Origin of the sequence: Sphingomonas sp. Leaf28, assembly GCF_001421685.1 — a bacterium.
Lineage (GTDB): Bacteria > Pseudomonadota > Alphaproteobacteria > Sphingomonadales > Sphingomonadaceae > Sphingomonas > Sphingomonas aurantiaca.
In genome coordinates this window covers 384,460-401,161 of sequence record NZ_LMKX01000001.1, presented here as the reverse complement: position 1 = coordinate 401,161, position 16,702 = coordinate 384,460, and the positions used below count along the sequence as shown (strand labels likewise).

26 protein-coding genes are annotated in these 16,702 nt (G+C 64.1%); all 26 read left to right on the top strand.

The window, feature by feature from the left end:
* Positions 1-80 precede the first annotated feature (80 nt).
* Positions 81-389 (top strand): 30S ribosomal protein S10, encoded by a 309-nt coding sequence (rpsJ, locus tag ASE79_RS01890; protein ID WP_007406109.1) that lies wholly within the window; start codon positions 81-83, stop codon positions 387-389.
* A gap of 287 nt (positions 390-676) precedes the next feature.
* Positions 677-1,423 (top strand): 50S ribosomal protein L3, encoded by a 747-nt coding sequence (gene rplC / locus ASE79_RS01885; protein ID WP_055872654.1) that lies wholly within the window; start codon positions 677-679, stop codon positions 1,421-1,423.
* Between the two features lie 2 nt (positions 1,424-1,425).
* Positions 1,426-2,052: a 50S ribosomal protein L4 gene (rplD, locus tag ASE79_RS01880; RefSeq protein WP_056411256.1), complete on the top strand. Its 627-nt coding sequence runs from the start codon at positions 1,426-1,428 to the stop codon at positions 2,050-2,052.
* Positions 2,045-2,359 (top strand): 50S ribosomal protein L23, encoded by a 315-nt coding sequence (locus tag ASE79_RS01875; RefSeq protein WP_031393763.1) that lies wholly within the window; start codon positions 2,045-2,047, stop codon positions 2,357-2,359. The genes rplD and ASE79_RS01875 overlap by 8 nt, the downstream gene beginning before the upstream one ends.
* Before the next feature lie 4 nt (positions 2,360-2,363).
* Positions 2,364-3,203, top strand: a complete 840-nt coding sequence (gene rplB / locus ASE79_RS01870; RefSeq protein ID WP_056411252.1) for a 50S ribosomal protein L2 — start codon at positions 2,364-2,366, stop codon at positions 3,201-3,203.
* Between the two features lies 1 nt (position 3,204).
* A complete protein-coding gene (gene rpsS / locus ASE79_RS01865) occupies positions 3,205-3,480 on the top strand; it encodes a 30S ribosomal protein S19 (RefSeq protein WP_031393761.1) in 276 nt (91 codons plus the stop codon).
* Positions 3,480-3,857: a 50S ribosomal protein L22 gene (gene rplV / locus ASE79_RS01860; protein ID WP_037529220.1), complete on the top strand. Its 378-nt coding sequence runs from the start codon at positions 3,480-3,482 to the stop codon at positions 3,855-3,857. The genes rpsS and rplV overlap by 1 nt, the downstream gene beginning before the upstream one ends.
* On the top strand, positions 3,857-4,564 hold the full coding sequence (rpsC, locus tag ASE79_RS01855; RefSeq protein WP_055872646.1) for a 30S ribosomal protein S3: 708 nt from the start codon (positions 3,857-3,859) through the stop codon (positions 4,562-4,564). The genes rplV and rpsC overlap by 1 nt, the downstream gene beginning before the upstream one ends.
* A gap of 15 nt (positions 4,565-4,579) precedes the next feature.
* Positions 4,580-5,014 (top strand): 50S ribosomal protein L16, encoded by a 435-nt coding sequence (rplP, locus tag ASE79_RS01850; RefSeq protein ID WP_031393758.1) that lies wholly within the window; start codon positions 4,580-4,582, stop codon positions 5,012-5,014.
* Positions 5,015-5,018: 4 nt separating this feature from the next.
* The gene (gene rpmC, locus ASE79_RS01845) at positions 5,019-5,225 is read left to right on the top strand and encodes a 50S ribosomal protein L29 (RefSeq protein ID WP_055872644.1); all 207 of its coding nucleotides are present in this window, start codon (positions 5,019-5,021) and stop codon (positions 5,223-5,225) included.
* A gap of 10 nt (positions 5,226-5,235) precedes the next feature.
* On the top strand, positions 5,236-5,508 hold the full coding sequence (gene rpsQ / locus ASE79_RS01840) for a 30S ribosomal protein S17 (RefSeq protein WP_031393756.1): 273 nt from the start codon (positions 5,236-5,238) through the stop codon (positions 5,506-5,508).
* A gap of 164 nt (positions 5,509-5,672) precedes the next feature.
* Entirely contained in the window at positions 5,673-6,041 is a 369-nt protein-coding gene (gene rplN / locus ASE79_RS01835; protein WP_031393755.1) for a 50S ribosomal protein L14, read from the top strand.
* Positions 6,041-6,358, top strand: a complete 318-nt coding sequence (gene rplX / locus ASE79_RS01830) for a 50S ribosomal protein L24 (protein ID WP_056411250.1) — start codon at positions 6,041-6,043, stop codon at positions 6,356-6,358. Before rplN ends, rplX begins: the two co-directional genes overlap by 1 nt.
* Positions 6,351-6,974, top strand: a complete 624-nt coding sequence (gene rplE / locus ASE79_RS01825) for a 50S ribosomal protein L5 (RefSeq protein WP_056411248.1) — start codon at positions 6,351-6,353, stop codon at positions 6,972-6,974. The genes rplX and rplE overlap by 8 nt, the downstream gene beginning before the upstream one ends.
* A gap of 65 nt (positions 6,975-7,039) precedes the next feature.
* Positions 7,040-7,345 (top strand): 30S ribosomal protein S14, encoded by a 306-nt coding sequence (rpsN, locus tag ASE79_RS01820; RefSeq protein WP_056015537.1) that lies wholly within the window; start codon positions 7,040-7,042, stop codon positions 7,343-7,345.
* Between the two features lie 10 nt (positions 7,346-7,355).
* Complete coding sequence (rpsH, locus tag ASE79_RS01815) at positions 7,356-7,751, top strand: 30S ribosomal protein S8 (protein ID WP_031393751.1); 396 nt, start codon at positions 7,356-7,358, stop codon at positions 7,749-7,751.
* On the top strand, positions 7,751-8,284 hold the full coding sequence (gene rplF, locus ASE79_RS01810) for a 50S ribosomal protein L6 (protein WP_055872637.1): 534 nt from the start codon (positions 7,751-7,753) through the stop codon (positions 8,282-8,284). Before rpsH ends, rplF begins: the two co-directional genes overlap by 1 nt.
* Positions 8,284-8,640 carry a 50S ribosomal protein L18 gene (gene rplR / locus ASE79_RS01805; RefSeq protein ID WP_031393749.1) on the top strand — a complete coding sequence of 119 codons (357 nt, stop codon included), beginning with the start codon at positions 8,284-8,286 and terminating at the stop codon, positions 8,638-8,640. Before rplF ends, rplR begins: the two co-directional genes overlap by 1 nt.
* A gap of 3 nt (positions 8,641-8,643) precedes the next feature.
* Positions 8,644-9,435: a 30S ribosomal protein S5 gene (gene rpsE, locus ASE79_RS01800; protein WP_082445006.1), complete on the top strand. Its 792-nt coding sequence runs from the start codon at positions 8,644-8,646 to the stop codon at positions 9,433-9,435.
* Between the two features lie 6 nt (positions 9,436-9,441).
* Positions 9,442-9,618 carry a 50S ribosomal protein L30 gene (gene rpmD / locus ASE79_RS01795; RefSeq protein WP_031393747.1) on the top strand — a complete coding sequence of 59 codons (177 nt, stop codon included), beginning with the start codon at positions 9,442-9,444 and terminating at the stop codon, positions 9,616-9,618.
* 107 nt (positions 9,619-9,725) lie between these two features.
* Positions 9,726-10,268 (top strand): 50S ribosomal protein L15, encoded by a 543-nt coding sequence (gene rplO / locus ASE79_RS01790; RefSeq protein WP_031393746.1) that lies wholly within the window; start codon positions 9,726-9,728, stop codon positions 10,266-10,268.
* Positions 10,269-10,631: 363 nt separating this feature from the next.
* Complete coding sequence (secY, locus tag ASE79_RS01785) at positions 10,632-11,996, top strand: preprotein translocase subunit SecY (RefSeq protein WP_056411246.1); 1,365 nt, start codon at positions 10,632-10,634, stop codon at positions 11,994-11,996.
* Positions 11,997-12,048: 52 nt separating this feature from the next.
* A complete protein-coding gene (locus ASE79_RS01780) occupies positions 12,049-12,699 on the top strand; it encodes an adenylate kinase (RefSeq protein ID WP_056411244.1) in 651 nt (216 codons plus the stop codon).
* 573 nt (positions 12,700-13,272) lie between these two features.
* Positions 13,273-13,965, top strand: coding sequence for a response regulator transcription factor (locus tag ASE79_RS01775; RefSeq protein ID WP_056411241.1), 693 nt, complete (start codon positions 13,273-13,275; stop codon positions 13,963-13,965).
* A 9-nt stretch (positions 13,966-13,974) separates the two neighbouring features.
* Positions 13,975-15,321, top strand: coding sequence for a sensor histidine kinase (locus ASE79_RS01770; RefSeq protein ID WP_056411239.1), 1,347 nt, complete (start codon positions 13,975-13,977; stop codon positions 15,319-15,321).
* A gap of 72 nt (positions 15,322-15,393) precedes the next feature.
* The gene (locus tag ASE79_RS01765; RefSeq protein ID WP_056411237.1) at positions 15,394-16,653 is read left to right on the top strand and encodes an MFS transporter; all 1,260 of its coding nucleotides are present in this window, start codon (positions 15,394-15,396) and stop codon (positions 16,651-16,653) included.
* Positions 16,654-16,702: the final 49 nt, after the last annotated feature.

Below are 16,702 nucleotides of genomic sequence, written 5' to 3'. Positions count from 1 at the left end.
CCGTAATGGCCCGCCTTCGGTTTAAACATCAACCAGCAAGAGCCCGGAAACGGGCCCGCTCTTTCGCATCGGTAGGGACTATGGACAGCAATATCCGCATTCGTCTGAAGGCGTTCGATCACCGTGTGCTCGATCAGGCCACTGGCGACATCGCCGACACCGCACGCCGCACCGGCGCGCTCATCCGCGGTCCGATTCCCCTTCCGACGCGCATCGAAAAATTCACCGTGAACCGCGGCCCGCACATCGATAAGAAGTCGCGCGAGCAGTTCGAGGTGCGTACGTACAAGCGTATGCTGGATATCGTCCAGCCGACGCCGCAGACGGTCGATGCGCTGATGAAGCTGGACCTCGCCGCTGGCGTTGACGTCGAGATCAAGCTCGCTTAAGGGCGAGCGCGGCGAGGTTGACCGGTAGCGGTCCCGCGCCGTTCGACATTGGGATACCGCCGTCGGTGCAAACCGACGGGGCAGCGTCCCCCGTCACGTTCCTGCGTTTGCAGGAACACCAGCCCGGGACGGGGCGCGTTTCGTATTTACCGGGTTGATCCGACTCCATTCAGGGCATTTGCCGGGGATGGGGTCAGGTGGATGCATCATGGAGCTTGCTCCGGACATGGTCCGCAAGCCCCCGAGGAATAGTCCGACGGGGCCTCTGTCTAGGAAGGGACAAGATCATGCGTACTGGCGTGATCGCGAAGAAGATGGGGATGACCCGCCTGTTCCAGGAAGATGGTCGGCACGTGCCGGTCACCGTTCTGGCACTCGAAGGCAATCAGGTCGTTTCCGTTCGCGAAATGGATCGTGACGGCTATACGGCCGTCCAGCTTGGTGCAGGCGTTGCCAAGTCGAAGAATGTTGCAAAGCCGCAGCGCGGCCATTTCGGCAAGGCCGAAGTGGAGCCCAAGGCTGTCGTCCATGAGTTCCGTGTGAACGCAGACGGCCTGCTCGACGTTGGCGCCGAGATTTCCGCCGACCACTACGTCGCAGGCCAGATCGTCGATATCCAGGGCAAGACCCAGGGTAAGGGCTTCCAGGGCGGCATGAAGCGTTGGGGCTTCGGCGGTCTGCGGGCAACCCACGGCGTGTCGGTCTCGCACCGTTCGCTCGGTTCGACCGGTCAGCGTCAGGATCCGGGCAAGGTCTTCAAGAACAAGAAGATGGCCGGCCACATGGGCGACAAGTATCGCACCCAGCAGAACCTCGAGATCGTATCGACAGACGTCGAGCGTGGTCTCCTGTTCGTGAAGGGTTCGGTTCCTGGCTCCAAGGGCGGCTGGCTCTTCGTCAAGGACTCGGTGAAGGTCGCGCGCCACGCCGACGCACCGTTCCCCGCCGGTCTCAAGACCACCAACAGCAACACTGCAGCAGACACGCCGGCCGAAACGACCGACGCACCTGCAGCCGACGGCCAGGAGGGCTGAGCGTGAAGATCAAGGTTTCATCTTTCGCCGGTACCGACGCTGCGGACATCGAGCTCAACGACGAGGTCTTCGGCCTCGATCCGCGCGCCGACATCCTGCACCGTGTCGTCACCTGGCAGCTCGAGAAGCGTCGCGAGACGGCTCGCGGTACCCGTGAGCGCGCAGACGTCGCTCGCACCGGCAAGAAGTTCGGTCGCCAGAAGGGCGGCGGTACGGCGCGTCACGGCGATCGTCGCGCACCTGTGTTCATCGGTGGTGGTAAGGCTCACGGCGCTCGCGTCCGTGACTTTAACCCGTCGCTGAACAAGAAGGTTCGCTCGCTCGGTCTGCGCATGGCGCTCAGCAGCCACGCCAAGGCGGGTTCGCTGGTCATCATGGACAGCCTGGCTGTTGAGGGTGGCAAGACCAAGACGCTGCTCGGCGATCTCGCCAAGCTCGGCTTCGGCAAGCGTGCGCTCGTCATCGACGGCGACATGGTCGACACCAGCTTCGCATTCGCTGCGGGCAACCTGTACGAAGTGAACGTGATGCCGGCAGCCGGCGCCAACGTTTACGACATCCTGAAGCATGACACGCTGGTGCTGACGCGCGCCGCTGTCGAAAAGCTGGAGGCGCGCTTCCATGGCTAAGAAGCAGAAGGCGGGCATCGATAATCGTCATTACGACGTTATCCTGGCCCCGCACATCACCGAGAAGACGACGACCCTGTCGGAGCACAACGCGGTGGTGTTCAAGGTGTCCAACGACGCCACGAAGCCCGAGATCAAGGCGGCCGTCGAGGCGCTGTTCGACGTGAACGTCGTCGGCGTGAACACGCTCGTCCAGAAGGGCAAGACCAAGAAGTGGAAGGGCACGAACTACTCGCGCTCGGACATGAAAAAGGCAATCGTGACGTTGAAGGACGGTCAGTCCATCGACGTGACGACGGGGATCTGAGGCCATGGCACTCAAGCATTATAATCCGACATCGCCGGCACGCCGCGGTCTCATCCTGGTCGACAAGTCGTCGCTCTGGAAGGGTCGCCCCGTCAAGGCGCTGACCGAAGGCAAGCACAAGACCGGCGGTCGTAACAACAAGGGCCATGTGACCTCGCGCGGCATCGCCGGCGGTCACAAGCAGAAGTACCGCTACATCGACTTTAAGCGTCGCAAGTGGGACGTCGAAGGCACCGTCGAGCGGATCGAGTATGATCCCAACCGCACCGCGTTCATCGCCCTGGTCAAGTACCCGGACGAAGAGCTCGCCTATATCCTGGCGCCGCAGCGTCTGGCGATCGGCGACAAGGTGATCGCGGCCAAGAAGACCGACGTGAAGCCAGGCAATGCCATGGAACTCGGTCAGATGCCGGTCGGCACCATCGTCCACAATGTGGAGATGAAGCCGATGAAGGGTGGCCAGATCGCCCGTTCGGCCGGCACGTATGTGCAGGTCGTCGGTCGCGACAAGGGCATGGTGATGGTCCGCCTGAACTCGGGCGAGCAGCGCTACATCCGCAGCGATTGCATGGCGACGGTTGGCGCGGTTTCGAACCCCGACAACCAGAACCAGAACCTGGGCAAGGCCGGTCGTTCGCGCTGGATGGGTATCCGTCCGCTGACGCGCGGCGTCGCCAAGAACCCGGTCGACCATCCGCACGGCGGTGGTGAAGGCCGTACCTCGGGTGGCCGTCATCCGGTTACGCCTTGGGGCAAGCCGACGAAGGGTGCGCGTACGCGTCACAACAAATCGACCGACAAGATGATCATCCGGTCGCGTCATTCGACGAAGAGGAAGGGCTAACATGGCTCGTTCAGTCTGGAAGGGCCCCTTCGTGGACCTTCATCTGCTCAAGAAGGCAGAAACCGCCCAGGACACCAACGCGCGTTCGCCGATCAAGACCTGGTCGCGTCGCTCGACGATCCTGCCGTCGTTCGTGGGCCTCACGTTCAACGTGTATAACGGCCGCAAGTTCGTGCCGGTCTCGGTCAACGAGGACATGGTCGGGATGAAGCTGGGCGAGTTCGCGCCCACGCGCTACTTCCCCGGCCACTCCGCCGACAAGAAGGGCAAGCGCTGATGTCTAAGCAAGTCAGCCCGCGCAAGGTCGCGGACAACGAGGCGCTTTCGGTCGGTACGCAGATCCGCGGTTCCGCACAGAAGCTCGGCCTCGTCGCTGCGCTCATCCGTGGCAAGAAGGTCGGCGATGCGATGAACATCCTCGCCTTCTCGACCAAGGGCATGGCGATCGAAGCCCGCAAGGTGCTGGCCTCGGCCATCGCCAATGCGGAGAACAACCACAACCTCGACGTCGACTCGCTGGTCGTCGCCGAGGCATCGGTTGGCAAGTCGATCACGATGAAGCGCTTCGCTACCCGCGGCCGCGGCAAGTCGACCCGCATCCTCAAGCCATTCAGCCGTCTGCGCATCGTCGTGCGCGAGCAGGAAGAAGCATAATGGGTCAGAAGAGCAACCCCATCGGTCTGCGTCTGCAGATCAACCGTACCTGGGATAGCCGCTGGTACGCCGAAGGCGCCGACTATGGTCGGCTCCTGCTCGAGGATCTCAAGATCCGTGCATTCATCATGAAGACGCTGCCGCAGGCCGCGATCTCCAAGGTGGTCATCGAGCGTCCGGCCAAGCTGGCCCGCATCTCCATCTTCGCTGCCCGCCCTGGCGTGATCATCGGCAAGAAGGGTGCGGACATCGAGAAGCTGCGTTCGACGATCGGCAAGATGACGTCGTCGACCGTGTCGCTGAACATCGTCGAGATCCGCAAGCCGGAAGTCGATGCGCGTCTCGTCGCGCAGGGCATCGCCGATCAGCTCGAGCGTCGTATCGCTTTCCGTCGCGCCATGAAGCGTGCGGTTCAGTCGGCGATGCGTCTCGGTGCCGAAGGCATCCGCGTGAACTGCGGCGGCCGTCTTGGCGGCGCCGAGATCGCACGGTCGGAGAGCTATCGTGAGGGTCGGGTTCCGTTGCACACGCTGCGCGCGAACATCGATTATGCCGAGGCTACGGCGCACACGTCTTACGGCGTTTGCGGCGTGAAGGTCTGGGTCTTCAAGGGCGAGATTCTCGGCAACGATCCGACGTCGTACGACCGCATCATGATGGAGGCTCAGACCTCCGGCGTGCGGCCGCAGCGCGACGATCGTCGCTAAGGGGCAGGAACAGACATGCTGCAACCAAAAAAGACCAAGTTCCGGAAGGCCTTCAAGGGCAAGATTTCGGGCGACGCCAAGAGTGGCTTCTCGCTCAATTTCGGTTCCTACGGCCTGAAGGCCATGGAGCCCGACCGGATCACCGCACGCCAGATCGAGGCGGCACGCCGCGCGATCACGCGTCACATGAAGCGCCAGGGGCGTTTGTGGATCCGCATTTTCCCAGATCTTCCGGTCTCGGGAAAGCCAGCCGAAGTCCGCATGGGTAAGGGCAAGGGCGCGCCGGAATATTGGGCCGCTCGAGTCAAGCCGGGTCGGATCCTGTTCGAGCTCGACGGTGTCGACGGCAAGATCGCCGCCGAGGCGTTCGAGCGGGCGGCCATGAAGCTGCCGATCAAGGTAAAGGTCGTTGCCCGCCTGGGCGACACCTCGCATCTGGGAGGCGAGTAAGATCATGGCTCGTATCGACGACATGAAGACCAAGAGCGACGACCAGCTGTCGGAGTCGCTCGGCGAACTGAAGCGCGAGCAGTTCAACCTGCGTTTCCAGGCCGCCACGAACCAGCTCGAAAAGCCGAGCCGCGTTCGTGAGGTCCGCCGCGACATCGCTCGCATCAAGACCCTGCAGGCTCAGCGCACCAGCGCTGAAGCCGCGAAGTAAGGAACACATCATGCCGAAGCGCGTGCTGACCGGTCTGGTCGTGTCCGACAAGGGCGACAAGACGGTGGTCGTGAACGTCGAGCGTAAGGTGAAGCACCCGCTCTACGGGAAGATCATCCGTCGCTCGAAGAAGTATCATGCTCATGACGAGAGCAACGAGTTCAAGCAGGGCGAGACCGTGCGGATCGAAGAGACCGCACCAATCTCCAAGCTGAAGACCTGGAAGGTGATCGAGCGGGTCAACACCCACGCGACGCCGGAACGGGCTTCGGCCGAGGGCTGAATCAAACATGAGGGCAGGGGGGCAACTCCCTGCGCTCTTGTTTTCGTAAACGGGAACGGCTAAGCGGCCGCTCCTCCCCGCTGCGGATTCGTCCGCGGCGGGGTGATTTTTTAGGCGGGGTTCGGTCGGTATCGACCCCAGAGACAGAGAAGGGATACGGATCCATGATCCAGATGCAGTCCAATCTCGACGTCGCTGACAACAGCGGCGCGAAGCGGGTGCAGTGCATCAAGGTGCTTGGGGGTTCCAAGCGTCGTGTTGCAGGCGTTGGCGACATCATCGTCGTCAGCATCAAGGAAGCGCAGCCACGTGGCCGTGTGAAGAAGGGCGACGTTCACCGCGCGGTGATCGTGCGTACCGCCAAGGATATCCGCCGTGCAGACGGTACGGTCATCCGCTTCGACGGCAATGCCGCGGTGCTGGTCAACAAGAACGAGGAGCCGATCGGCACCCGTATCTTTGGCCCAGTCGTTCGCGAGCTGCGCGGCAAGAAGCACATGAAGATCATTAGCCTCGCGCCGGAGGTGCTGTAATGGCGTCGCAGCGTATCAAGAAGGGTGACAAGGTCATCGTCCTTTCCGGCAAGGACAAGGGCAAGACCGGCGAAGTCACCATGTCGATGCCGAAGGCCGACAAGGTCGTCGTCTCGGGCGTCAACATCGCCGTGCGCCACACCAAGCCGACTCAGGGTGACCCGCAGGGTGGCCTGATCCGCAAGGAAGCACCGATGCACGTTTCGAAGGTCGCGCACGTGACCGCCGACGGCAAGCCGACCCGCGTCCGCTTCGAGGAGCAGGACGGCAAGAAGGTCCGCGTGGCTGTCAAGACCGGGGAGAAGATCAATGGTTGATCAGAACACTGGCGCTGAGCAGGCCGGCACCGAGGTCGTCTACACGGCGCGCATGCGTAAGCTGTACGACGAGACCATCATCAAGGCGATGGTCGAGAAGTTCGGCTACAAGAACGTCATGGAGATCCCGCGGCTCGACAAGATCGTGCTGAACATGGGTGTCGGCGAAGCCACGCAGGACAAGAAGAAGGTCGACCAGGCTGCTTCCGAAATGGAGCTGATCGCCGGCCAGAAGCCTGTCGTGACGAAGGCCAAGAAGTCGATCGCACAGTTCAAGCTGCGTGAAGGCATGCCGATCGGCGTGAAGGTCACCCTTCGCCGCGAGCGCATGTACGAGTTTCTCGACCGTTTCATCACGATCGCTCTTCCCCGCGTCCGCGATTTCCGCGGGCTCAACCCGAAGAGCTTCGATGGCCGTGGCAACTATGCCTGCGGTATCAAGGAGCAGATCGTGTTCCCAGAAATCAGCTATGACCGGGTCGACAAGGTCCGCGGCATGGATGTGATCGTGACGACGACCGCAAAGACCGACGACGAGGCTCGCGAGCTTCTGCGTCTGTTCGGTTTCCCGTTCCCGATCGAAGACGACGCTGCCGACGAGAAGAAGGCAGCTTAACTACCAACCGCCGCCCCTGACCTCGTGTCACGGGCGGCGCTTCAGGAAAGAAAGAACTTAAGTCGATGGCGAAACTGAGTTCAGTCAACAAGAACGAGCGCCGCAAGCGCATGGTCAAGCAGTATGCCCCGAAGTACGCGGCACTGAAGGCGATCGCAGCGGACAAGACGCTCGACGATGGTGAGCGTCTGATCGCTCGCCTCAAGATGGCGGCACTGCCGCGCAACGCGAACCCGACCCGCATCCGTAACCGGTGCGAGCTGACCGGTCGCCCGCGCGCTTATTACCGCAAGTTCCGGCTCTGCCGTATTCAGCTGCGCGATCTGGCCAACAAGGGCCTGATCCCCGGCGTCACGAAGTCGAGCTGGTAAGGACTAAATCATGGCAGTGACCGATCCCCTGGGTGATTTGCTCACCCGCATCCGTAATGGCCAGCGCGCGAAGAAGGACTCCGTCCTGACTCCGGCGTCGAAGCTGCGCGTCCGCGTGCTCGACGTTCTGCAGCGCGAAGGCTATATCCGTGGCTATAGCGAAGAGCAGATGGGCCCCGCGGCCGGCCTTCGCATCGAGCTGAAGTATTTCGAGGGCCAGCCTGCGATCAAGCATGTCGCGCGCGTCTCGAAGCCCGGCCGTCGCGTCTATTCTGGCTCGCAGGAACTCCCGCGCGTCCGTAACGGCCTCGGCATCACCATCGTCTCGACGCCCCGCGGCGTGCTTTCGGATTCCGAAGCACGCGAGCAGAACGTCGGCGGCGAAGTCCTCGCGGAGGTGTTCTGATGAGCCGTATTGGTAAGAAGCCGGTTTCGGTACCGGCCGGCATCACGCCGAGCATCGCGAACAAGCAGCTGACCGTGAAGGGCCCCAAGGGCACGCTCACGATGCCGCTGCGCGAAGAGATCAGCTACACGATCGAAGACGGCGGCATCTCGGTGCAGCCGGCCAACGATACCAAGCGCGCGCGCGCGTTCTGGGGCATGCAGCGTACGATGGTGCAGAACCTGATTACGGGCGTGTCGGAAGGCTTCACCAAGAAGCTGCTGATCACCGGCGTCGGCTACCGTGCCGCTGCCCAGGGTCGTAACCTCAAGCTGCAGCTCGGCTACAGCCATGACGTGAACATCGACGTGCCGGAAGGCATCGAGGTGAAGACCCCGGACAACACCACGGTCGAGATCTCGGGTTCCGACAAGCAGAAGGTCGGCCAGCTGGCCGCCGAAATCCGTCAGTGGCGCAAGCCCGAGCCTTACAAGGGCAAGGGTATCAAGTACGACGGCGAGTTCATCTTCCGTAAGGAAGGGAAGAAGAAGTAATGACCAAGGGTCTCTCTCTTTTCGCAAAGCGGCGTCGCCGCAATCGTACCGCGCTCCGCGCACGTGCAGGCACCCGTCCGCGGTTGTCGGTGCATCGCTCGGGCAAGCACATCTACGCCCAGGTGATCGACGATGCCGCTGGCACGACGGTCGCTTCGGCCTCGACGCTGGAAAAGGACGTGCGCGGCACGTCCGGCGCCAACATCGACGCGGCGACTTCGGTCGGCAAGCGCGTCGCCGAGGCTGCCAAGGCAGCGGGCGTGACTCAGGTCGTGTTCGATCGCGGCGGCTTCCTCTACCACGGTCGCGTGAAGGCTCTTGCCGATGCCGCGCGCGAAGCCGGATTGGAGTTCTAAGACATGGCTGACGAAAACAACACGCCGGCAGTGATCGCACCCGAGACGACCGCACAGGACGTCACGGCTCAGAACGTACCGCAGAGCACCGGATACCAGGGCAACAACGGCGGTGGCCGTGGTCGTCCGGGTGGCGGCGGCGGTGGCGGTCGTGGTGGCCCCGGTGGCGGTCGCAGCGGTGGCCCGGGTGGCAACCGCGGTGGTCGTGACGGCGGTCGCGGTGGTCGTGACAATCGTGGCGGTCGTCCTGGTCAGGACGATGGCGGCGAAGAGCTGATCGAGAAGCTGGTGCACATCAACCGCGTCTCGAAGACGGTCAAGGGCGGCAAGCGCTTCGGCTTTGCAGCACTCGTCGTCGTGGGCGACGGCAAGGGCCGTGCAGGCTTCGGTCATGGCAAGGCACGCGAAGTGCCGGAAGCCATCTCGAAGGCGACGGCTGCTGCCAAGAAGAAGATGGTTCGCGTTCCGCTCAAGGACGGTCGCACGCTGCATCATGACGGCAACGGTCACTTCGGTGCCGGCAAGGTCACGCTGCGGTCGGCGCCTCAGGGTACGGGCATCATCGCCGGTGGCCCGATGCGCGCCGTCTTCGAGTCGCTGGGCGTTGCAGACGTCGTGACCAAGTCGGTCGGCACGTCGAACCCCTACAACATGATCCGCGCAACGTTCGAAGCCCTTGGTGAGCAGACCTCGCCCAAGGCTGTCGCACAGCGTCGCGGCAAGAAGATCGCCGACCTGCTCGGCCACGGTGGGTCGAAGACCCCCGAGGCAGACGCAGCTGCGATCACGGAGTAAGCGATCATGGCTACCATCAAGATCACGCAGACCGGTTCGCCGATCCGCCGCGAGAAGGACCAGCGCGCGACGCTGGTCGGTCTCGGCCTCAACAAGATGCACAAGACCCGCGAGCTGGAAGACAGCCCAGAGGTCCGCGGCATGATCCGCAAGGTGCAGCACATGGTGTCGGTCGAAGGCTGAGCCTTCACGACCCACGTGACAAATACGGGAAAGGGGGCTAACGGCCCCCTTTCTTATTCCAGAATCCATTTCCACAGCGCGTAACAAGCGAAAGCGAGTGCATTACCATGAAGCTCAACGAACTCCGCGATAACGAAGGTGCCCGTAAGTCCAAGATGCGCGTCGGACGCGGCATCGGCTCGGGCAAGGGCAAGACCGGCGGCCGCGGCCAGAAGGGCCAGAAGAGCCGCGAGGGCGTGTCCATCGCCGGCTTCGAAGGCGGCCAGATGCCGCTCCACATGCGTCTGCCTAAGCGCGGCTTCAACAACATCTTCCGCAAGGACTTCGCAGAGGTCAACCTCGGCGCGATCCAGCTCGCGGTCGATGCCGGCAAGATCGAGGCGAACGCCACGCTCGACCACAACGCGCTGAAGGCCGCTGGCCTGGCACGCGGCGGCAAGGACGGCGTCCGCCTCCTCGCCAAGGGCGAGCTGACCACGGTTCTCTCGTTCACCGTCGACGGCGCGTCGAAGGGCGCGATCGAAGCGGTCGAGAAGATCGGCGGCAAGGTCGAGGTGATCCACTTCGTCCCCGCAGCCGAGAAGGCTGCCGCCAAGAAGGGCGTGAAGTACAAGGAGCGTGCGGCGCACAAGGCGTCGTTCAAGGCCTGACCTTGATGGGGGAGGGGGCGCCGGGTGCGCTTCCTCCCTATTTTCGTTCGTGCTGCCTAGAATTCCGCCCGCCCCATACCGTTCGTCCCGAGTAGACGTCGAGCTTGTCGAGACGGCGTATCGAGGGATTGGCCCACTCGGGTCTAGTACCTCGATACGAGTTCTCGGCTACGCTCGACCTCTACTCGGCACGAACGGCACTTGTGGGTACTAACGGTAGCTCGAGGGAATCGGTGGTAAGCGTGGTCCTCCACCTCGCCATATCCCACCTAGGCATTAGACAAGCGCGCTCCTGCGCCTATATGAGCGGCGGGGGCGGTCACAACGCATCCCGCCTTCTTTGTTTCCAGGACGATCACACGCATGGCATCCGCAGCCGACCAGATGGCGCAAAGCATCAGCCTTTCGAAATTCGCGAAGGCGACCGACCTCAAGAAGCGGTTGTGGTTCACGATCGGCGCGCTGATCATTTTCCGCCTGCTCAGCTACGTACCGCTGCCGGGTGTCGACCCGACCGCGCTCGGCCTGCTCTCGCAGCAGACGCAGGGCGGCGTGCTCGATTTCTTCAACACCTTCTCGGGTGGTTCGCTCAGCCGCATGTCGCTGATCGCGCTCGGCGTGATGCCCTACATCACCGCCTCGATCGTGGTGCAGCTCGCGACCTCGCTGTCGCCGACGCTCGCCGCCATCAAGAAGGACGGCGAATCGGGCCGCAAGCGCCTCAACCAGTACACGCGCTACGGCACCGTCGGCCTGACCGCGGTGCAGGGCTATTTCATCGCCGTAGGGCTTGAGACGCTCGGCGCGGCCCAGGGCATCCAGGCGGTCATCGAGCCCGGCATGATGTTCCGTGTCGCGGCCGTCATCTCGCTGATCGGCGGTACGATGTTCCTGATGTGGCTCGGCGAGCAGATCACCAGCCGCGGCATCGGCAACGGCGTCTCGCTGATCATCATGGCCGGCATCGTCGCGCATTTGCCGGTCACGCTCGTCAACCTGCTCGAAGGCGGCCGGTCTGGTTCGCTCGATCCGATCAAGCTGATCGGCATCGTCGTCGCGGTGGTGCTTCTGATCCTCTTCATCTGCTTCATGGAGCGCGCGCAGCGCCGCATCCTGATCCAGTATCCCAAGCGCCAGACGCAGCGCGGCATGCAGGCCGATCGCAGCCATCTGCCGCTGAAGATCAACACCGCCGGCGTCATCCCGCCGATCTTCGCGTCGTCGCTGCTGCTCATGCCGCTGACGATCTCGCAGTTCGCGGGCCAGCGCGTCGCGGGTGCGTCGAAGTGGGGCGATTTCATCATCACCCTCAACCAGTATCTGCAGCACGGCTCGCCCGTGTACATGCTGCTGTACGGCGCCGGCATCATCTTCTTCTCGTTCTTCTACACCGCGGTCGTCTTCAACCCCGAGGAAACCGCCGACAATCTGAAGCGCAATGGCGGGTTCATCCCCGGCATCCGCCCGGGCAAGAACACCGAGAACTATTTCGATTACGTGCTGACTCGCATCACGGTCATCGGTGCGGCGTATCTGACGATCATCTGCCTGTTGCCCGAATATCTGGTGACCGCGTTGCAGATCCCGTTCTACCTCGGCGGCACCAGCCTGCTGATCGTCGTAAACGTGACGATGGACACGGTGACGCAGATCCAGTCGCATCTGCTGGCGCACCAGTATGGCGATCTGATCAAGAAGGCGAAGCTCAAGGGCAATCGACTTCGTTAAGTTGCGGGGCTAACCCGGTTTAATTCCTGCACGAACGAGGGGAGTGCGTTTCGTGAATATCATCCTTCTTGGACCGCCTGGCGCGGGCAAGGGCACCCAGGCCGCCACGCTCGTCAGCGAGCGCGGCATGGTGCAACTTTCGACCGGCGACATGCTGCGTGCAGCGGTCGCCGCCGGAACCCCGGTCGGGCTTCAGGCGAAGTCGGTGATGGAATCGGGCGGTCTCGTTTCGGACGAGATCGTGTCGGGCATCATCGGTGAACGCCTCGACCAGCCGGATACCGAGAACGGCGTCATCTTCGACGGCTATCCGCGGACTGCGGCGCAGGCCGAGGCGCTCGACGGACTGCTAGCCGATCGCGGCCGGACGCTCGATTACGTCATCGAACTGGGTGTCGACGAGGCTGCGCTGATCGACCGTGTCGTCGGCCGCTACACCTGCGCCAAGTGCGGTGCGGGCTATCATGATCGCTACAAGAAGCCGGCGGTCGCGGGCGTCTGCGACGTGTGCGGCTCGACCGAGTTCAAGCGTCGTCCCGACGACAATGCGGAGACCGTCCACAACCGCATGTCGGAATATCGCGCGAAGACGGCGCCGATCCTGCCGATCTACGATGCGCGGGGGCTGGTCCACCGCGTCGACGGCATGGCCGACATCGCGCATGTCGGTGCGGCGATCGCGGCGATCCTCGACCGCAAGTGAGCGTGCTCCCCCGCGAAGGCGAGGGCCCTGACTGGGCCCCCGGCTTTGCAGGGGAACAAGACGTCTGGGTCGGCGATCTAAGTCGACCTGACGCCTACTCGTCGGGTTAACGCCTCCGCCTGCTAGCGTCCCACCCCCATTCCGTCATCCCGGCGAACGCCGGGACCCACGGATACGGCGGACCAGGCGAGGGCGTACAATCACCACCTGCTCCGCAACCATGGGTCCCGGCGTTCGCCGGGATGACCTAGGGAGGGGGTTATGCGTATCGCTACGCCGCCCTGGCGCACGATCTGGCATCAAGCGGGACTTCGTCGCGTGCTTGCCATTGCGCTCATCACCAAACTCACACCAACATGACGCAATTGTCACCCGTCGGTCATCGCCCTGACCCCCGCCAGATCCTAGAAAGACCTCGTGGCCAGCAACGGCCGCGCGACTTTCCAGAGATCGGTGCCCGTCACTCCCGGGGGTACCGTGGGGGCCGGTGGGAAGACTTCTTTCCGCCGGCCTTTCCGTTTATGAGGGCAGGAGATAGTGACCGATTTCGGTGGCAGGGAAGGTGATAGCGCGTTGAGCCGCAAGATTTTAATCGTCGAGGACGACGCCTCGACGTCCGCCTATCTTGCCAAGGGCCTTGCCGAAGCCGGCCACGCTATCGAAGCGTGCGCCGACGGCCGCGATGGCCTGTTCCTCGCCAGCGAGGGCATCTTCGATCTCATCATCGCCGATCGGATGCTGCCCGGCCTCGACGGCCTGTCGATGGTCAGCGCGATCCGCGCCGCGGGCATCGCCACCCCGGTCCTGATCCTCTCCGCGCTCGCCGCCGTCGACGACCGCGTCGACGGGCTGAAGGCGGGCGCCGACGACTATCTCTGCAAGCCCTTCTCGTTCGCCGAACTCTCTGCGCGAATCGAGGCGCTCGTCCGCCGCTCCGATCGCGCTGCGACCGAGCCGCAAAAGACCAAGCTGTCGGTCGGCGATCTCGAAATCGACCTGCTCGCCCGCGCCGTGTCGCGCGCCGGTCGTTCGATCCCGCTCGGCGCGCGCGAATTCAACCTGCTTGAGTTCCTCGCCCGCCATGCCGGCCAGGTCGTCACGCGCACGATGATGCTCGAGAAGATCTGGAATTATCATTTCGACCCGGGCTCGAACGTCGTCGACGTGCATATCGGCCGCCTCCGTCGCAAGCTCGAGGACGGGTTCCCGACGCCGATTCTCCACACCGTCCGCGGTGCCGGATATCGCCTCGCCGTTGAGAACTGATTTGGCGGCGTGATTCGCCTTTCGGTCACGGCGCGGATCGCGCTTCTCTCGATCTCGCTCGCGCTGGTGTCCAACCTCGCGCTGGTTGGTTTCGTCTGGAAGACCACCAGCGCCGACGCGATCTACGCGATCCGGCGGGAGACGACCGAACAATCCGAAGCCTTGCGTGCGGTGTGGCGCAATGGCGGCCTCCCCGCGGTCCGGCAGGCGATCGATAGCGCGGTCGTACCCGGTGACGTGTCGCTGGTGCTCGCGGTGATCGATCCGAAGGGGCGCGCGGTCGTCGGCATCTCGCCCGCGCGACTCGCCGTGCCGCTGCGCGTCACGCAGTTCCGGATCGCGCGGCTTGGCTCGGACGAACTCTGGTCCGCGCGCGAGACGGGCTATGCGCTGCACCCGCTCGGCGATTACTGGCTCCTCACTGGCCGCAACCTCGACCTGATCGCGGCGGAAGAGCGCGCGATCGAGCGCGCGCTGGCGGTCGCGGTGTTCCTGTCGCTGGCGCTCGGCGTGTTCGGCGGGCTCGTGCTGACCCGCTATGTCGGGCGCCGTCTCGACGGCATCGCCAAGGCGATCGAGGCCGCGGGCGAGGGTGACCTTTCCCGCCGCGTCGATATGGTAGCCGGAGGGGGGGATGCCTTTGATCGCCTTGCTGCGCGGCTCAACGTCATGCTCGGCAAGCTCGAAGGCGTGATGGCCGAGCTGCGGATCGTCACCGACAGCCTGGCGCACGACCTTCGTTCGCCATTGGCCCGCCTGCGCACCAAGACCGAGCAGGCGGTGCTGATCTCCGACCCGGACGCGCGCGAGGCCGCGCTGGGCGGGCTGCTCGTCGAGACCGATCTCGTCATGCGGATGCTCACGATGGTCATCGAGATCAGCCGCTCGGGCTCGGTCTCGCGCGATCGCTTCATCGAGGTTTCGCCGGCCAATCTTCTTGAGGAGATCGGCGAACTCTACGCTCCCGTCGCCGAGGACGCGGGCCTCGTTTTCACGATCGCGATCGACGACCGGCCGCCGCCGATGAAGCTGCACCGCGAGCTTATCAGCCAGGCGATCACCAACCTGATCGACAACGCGCTACGCCACGGCGCCGGCGGTGGCGAGGTTACGCTGCGGATCGTCCACCGCACCGACGGCGTCGCGATCCAGGTCGAGGACCGCGGCCCCGGCATCGCTGCCGCCGACCGTGCGCAGGCGCTTAAACGATTCGGCCGCCTCGACAGCGCGCGCTCCACCCCTGGTGCGGGCCTCGGCATGGCGCTGATCGAAGCGGTCGCGCGGCTCCACGACGGTCATTTCGAGCTGGCGGACAACGCGCCGGGCCTGGTCGCGCGGATCGTCCTCCCAGCCTGATCCTTCCCTTGGGGGGGCGATCTTGCGCGGCAATCGGTTGACCGCAATCGTCGGTGCGGCGATGCCGTGCACATGACGACCTTAGCCTCCAACCGCCGCATCCTCGCCGCCAGCCTGGTCGGTACTGCGGTCGAGTTCTACGATTTCTACATCTACGCGACCGCCGCCGCGCTTGTGTTCGGCCCGCTGTTCTTCGCCGGGCAATCGGACTCGGCGCAGTTGCTGCTGAGCTATGCGACCTTCGGGCTCGCCTTCGTCGCGCGCCCGGTCGGCGCGATCGTGTTCGGGCATTTCGGCGACCGGGTAGGGCGCAAGTCCACGCTCGTCGCGTCCTTGTTGCTGATGGGAGGATCGACCGTCGGGATCGCGTTCCTGCCCACTTATGCGCAGGTCGGCTGGATCGCGCCGGCGTTGCTCTGCCTGATGCGGCTGGGGCAGGGGCTCGGGCTCGGGGGCGAATGGGGCGGGGCGGCGTTGCTGGCGGTCGAGAACGCGCCGCCGCACCGCAAGAATACCTGGGGGATGTTTCCACCGCTCGGTGCGCCGGTTGGGTTCCTTGCCGCCAACGGGCTGTTCCTGGTCATCGGCCTCGTGCTCGACGAGGCGCAGTTCGTCGCCTGGGGCTGGCGTATCCCGTTCCTGTTGAGTGCGATCCTCGTCGGGCTCGGCCTGTGGGTCCGGTTGAAGCTGACCGAAACGCCGGCGTTCCTCGAGGCCGAAGCGACCGAAGCGCTGCCCAAGGTGCCGATCGCGACGTTGCTGACGCAGCATCTGCGTGCGACGCTGGCGGGGACATTCGGCGTCATCGCGTGTTTCGCGCTGTTCTATCTCGCGACCGCGTTCGCGCTTGGCTACGGGACCAAGACGCTGGGCTATTCGCGCGAGGCGTTCCTCGCCGTCGAACTCGTCGCGATCTGGTTCCTGGCGGGCGGCGTGATCGTTGCGAGCGTGCTGGCGGACCGCCACTCCGCCGCGCTGATGCTGGCGATCGGGTTTGCCGGGTGCATCGGCGTCGGTGCGCTGATGGGGCCGATGCTGGGCTCGGGATCGCTGTTCACGGTGTGGTTGTGGCTGTCGGGCGCGCTGTTCGTGATGGGGTTCGCCTATGGGCCGCTTGGCGGATGGCTGCCGAGCCTTTTTCCCGCGGGCGTGCGCTACACCGGCGTGTCGATGACGTTCAACCTGGGCGGCGTACTGGGCGGTGCTCTCGCGCCGATCGTGGCGGAGGCGCTGGCGCCGCATGGCCTGTGGCTGGTCGGCGGGTATCTGATGGCGGCAGGCGTGCTGAGCCTGGGCGGGTTGCTGATCCTCGGCCGCACCGGCCAACAATAGTATGTTCGCCCGCGAAGGCGGGAGCCCGGTCTGGGCTCCCGCCTTTGCG

What these genes read in the sequence shown, in the direction of transcription:
- rpsJ (WP_007406109.1), top strand. Translation starts at nt 81, where the DNA reads ATGGACAGCAATATCCGCATTCGTCTGAAGGCGTTCGATCACCGTGTG.
- rplC (WP_055872654.1), top strand. Translation starts at nt 677, where the DNA reads ATGCGTACTGGCGTGATCGCGAAGAAGATGGGGATGACCCGCCTGTTC.
- ASE79_RS01875 (WP_031393763.1), top strand. Translation starts at nt 2,045, where the DNA reads ATGGCTAAGAAGCAGAAGGCGGGCATCGATAATCGTCATTACGACGTT.
- rplB (WP_056411252.1), top strand. Translation starts at nt 2,364, where the DNA reads ATGGCACTCAAGCATTATAATCCGACATCGCCGGCACGCCGCGGTCTC.
- rpsS (WP_031393761.1), top strand. Translation starts at nt 3,205, where the DNA reads ATGGCTCGTTCAGTCTGGAAGGGCCCCTTCGTGGACCTTCATCTGCTC.
- rplV (WP_037529220.1), top strand. Translation starts at nt 3,480, where the DNA reads ATGTCTAAGCAAGTCAGCCCGCGCAAGGTCGCGGACAACGAGGCGCTT.
- rpsC (WP_055872646.1), top strand. Translation starts at nt 3,857, where the DNA reads ATGGGTCAGAAGAGCAACCCCATCGGTCTGCGTCTGCAGATCAACCGT.
- rplP (WP_031393758.1), top strand. Translation starts at nt 4,580, where the DNA reads ATGCTGCAACCAAAAAAGACCAAGTTCCGGAAGGCCTTCAAGGGCAAG.
- rpmC (WP_055872644.1), top strand. Translation starts at nt 5,019, where the DNA reads ATGGCTCGTATCGACGACATGAAGACCAAGAGCGACGACCAGCTGTCG.
- rpsQ (WP_031393756.1), top strand. Translation starts at nt 5,236, where the DNA reads ATGCCGAAGCGCGTGCTGACCGGTCTGGTCGTGTCCGACAAGGGCGAC.
- rplN (WP_031393755.1), top strand. Translation starts at nt 5,673, where the DNA reads ATGATCCAGATGCAGTCCAATCTCGACGTCGCTGACAACAGCGGCGCG.
- rplX (WP_056411250.1), top strand. Translation starts at nt 6,041, where the DNA reads ATGGCGTCGCAGCGTATCAAGAAGGGTGACAAGGTCATCGTCCTTTCC.
- rplE (WP_056411248.1), top strand. Translation starts at nt 6,351, where the DNA reads ATGGTTGATCAGAACACTGGCGCTGAGCAGGCCGGCACCGAGGTCGTC.
- rpsN (WP_056015537.1), top strand. Translation starts at nt 7,040, where the DNA reads ATGGCGAAACTGAGTTCAGTCAACAAGAACGAGCGCCGCAAGCGCATG.
- rpsH (WP_031393751.1), top strand. Translation starts at nt 7,356, where the DNA reads ATGGCAGTGACCGATCCCCTGGGTGATTTGCTCACCCGCATCCGTAAT.
- rplF (WP_055872637.1), top strand. Translation starts at nt 7,751, where the DNA reads ATGAGCCGTATTGGTAAGAAGCCGGTTTCGGTACCGGCCGGCATCACG.
- rplR (WP_031393749.1), top strand. Translation starts at nt 8,284, where the DNA reads ATGACCAAGGGTCTCTCTCTTTTCGCAAAGCGGCGTCGCCGCAATCGT.
- rpsE (WP_082445006.1), top strand. Translation starts at nt 8,644, where the DNA reads ATGGCTGACGAAAACAACACGCCGGCAGTGATCGCACCCGAGACGACC.
- rpmD (WP_031393747.1), top strand. Translation starts at nt 9,442, where the DNA reads ATGGCTACCATCAAGATCACGCAGACCGGTTCGCCGATCCGCCGCGAG.
- rplO (WP_031393746.1), top strand. Translation starts at nt 9,726, where the DNA reads ATGAAGCTCAACGAACTCCGCGATAACGAAGGTGCCCGTAAGTCCAAG.
- secY (WP_056411246.1), top strand. Translation starts at nt 10,632, where the DNA reads ATGGCATCCGCAGCCGACCAGATGGCGCAAAGCATCAGCCTTTCGAAA.
- ASE79_RS01765 (WP_056411237.1), top strand. Translation starts at nt 15,394, where the DNA reads ATGACGACCTTAGCCTCCAACCGCCGCATCCTCGCCGCCAGCCTGGTC.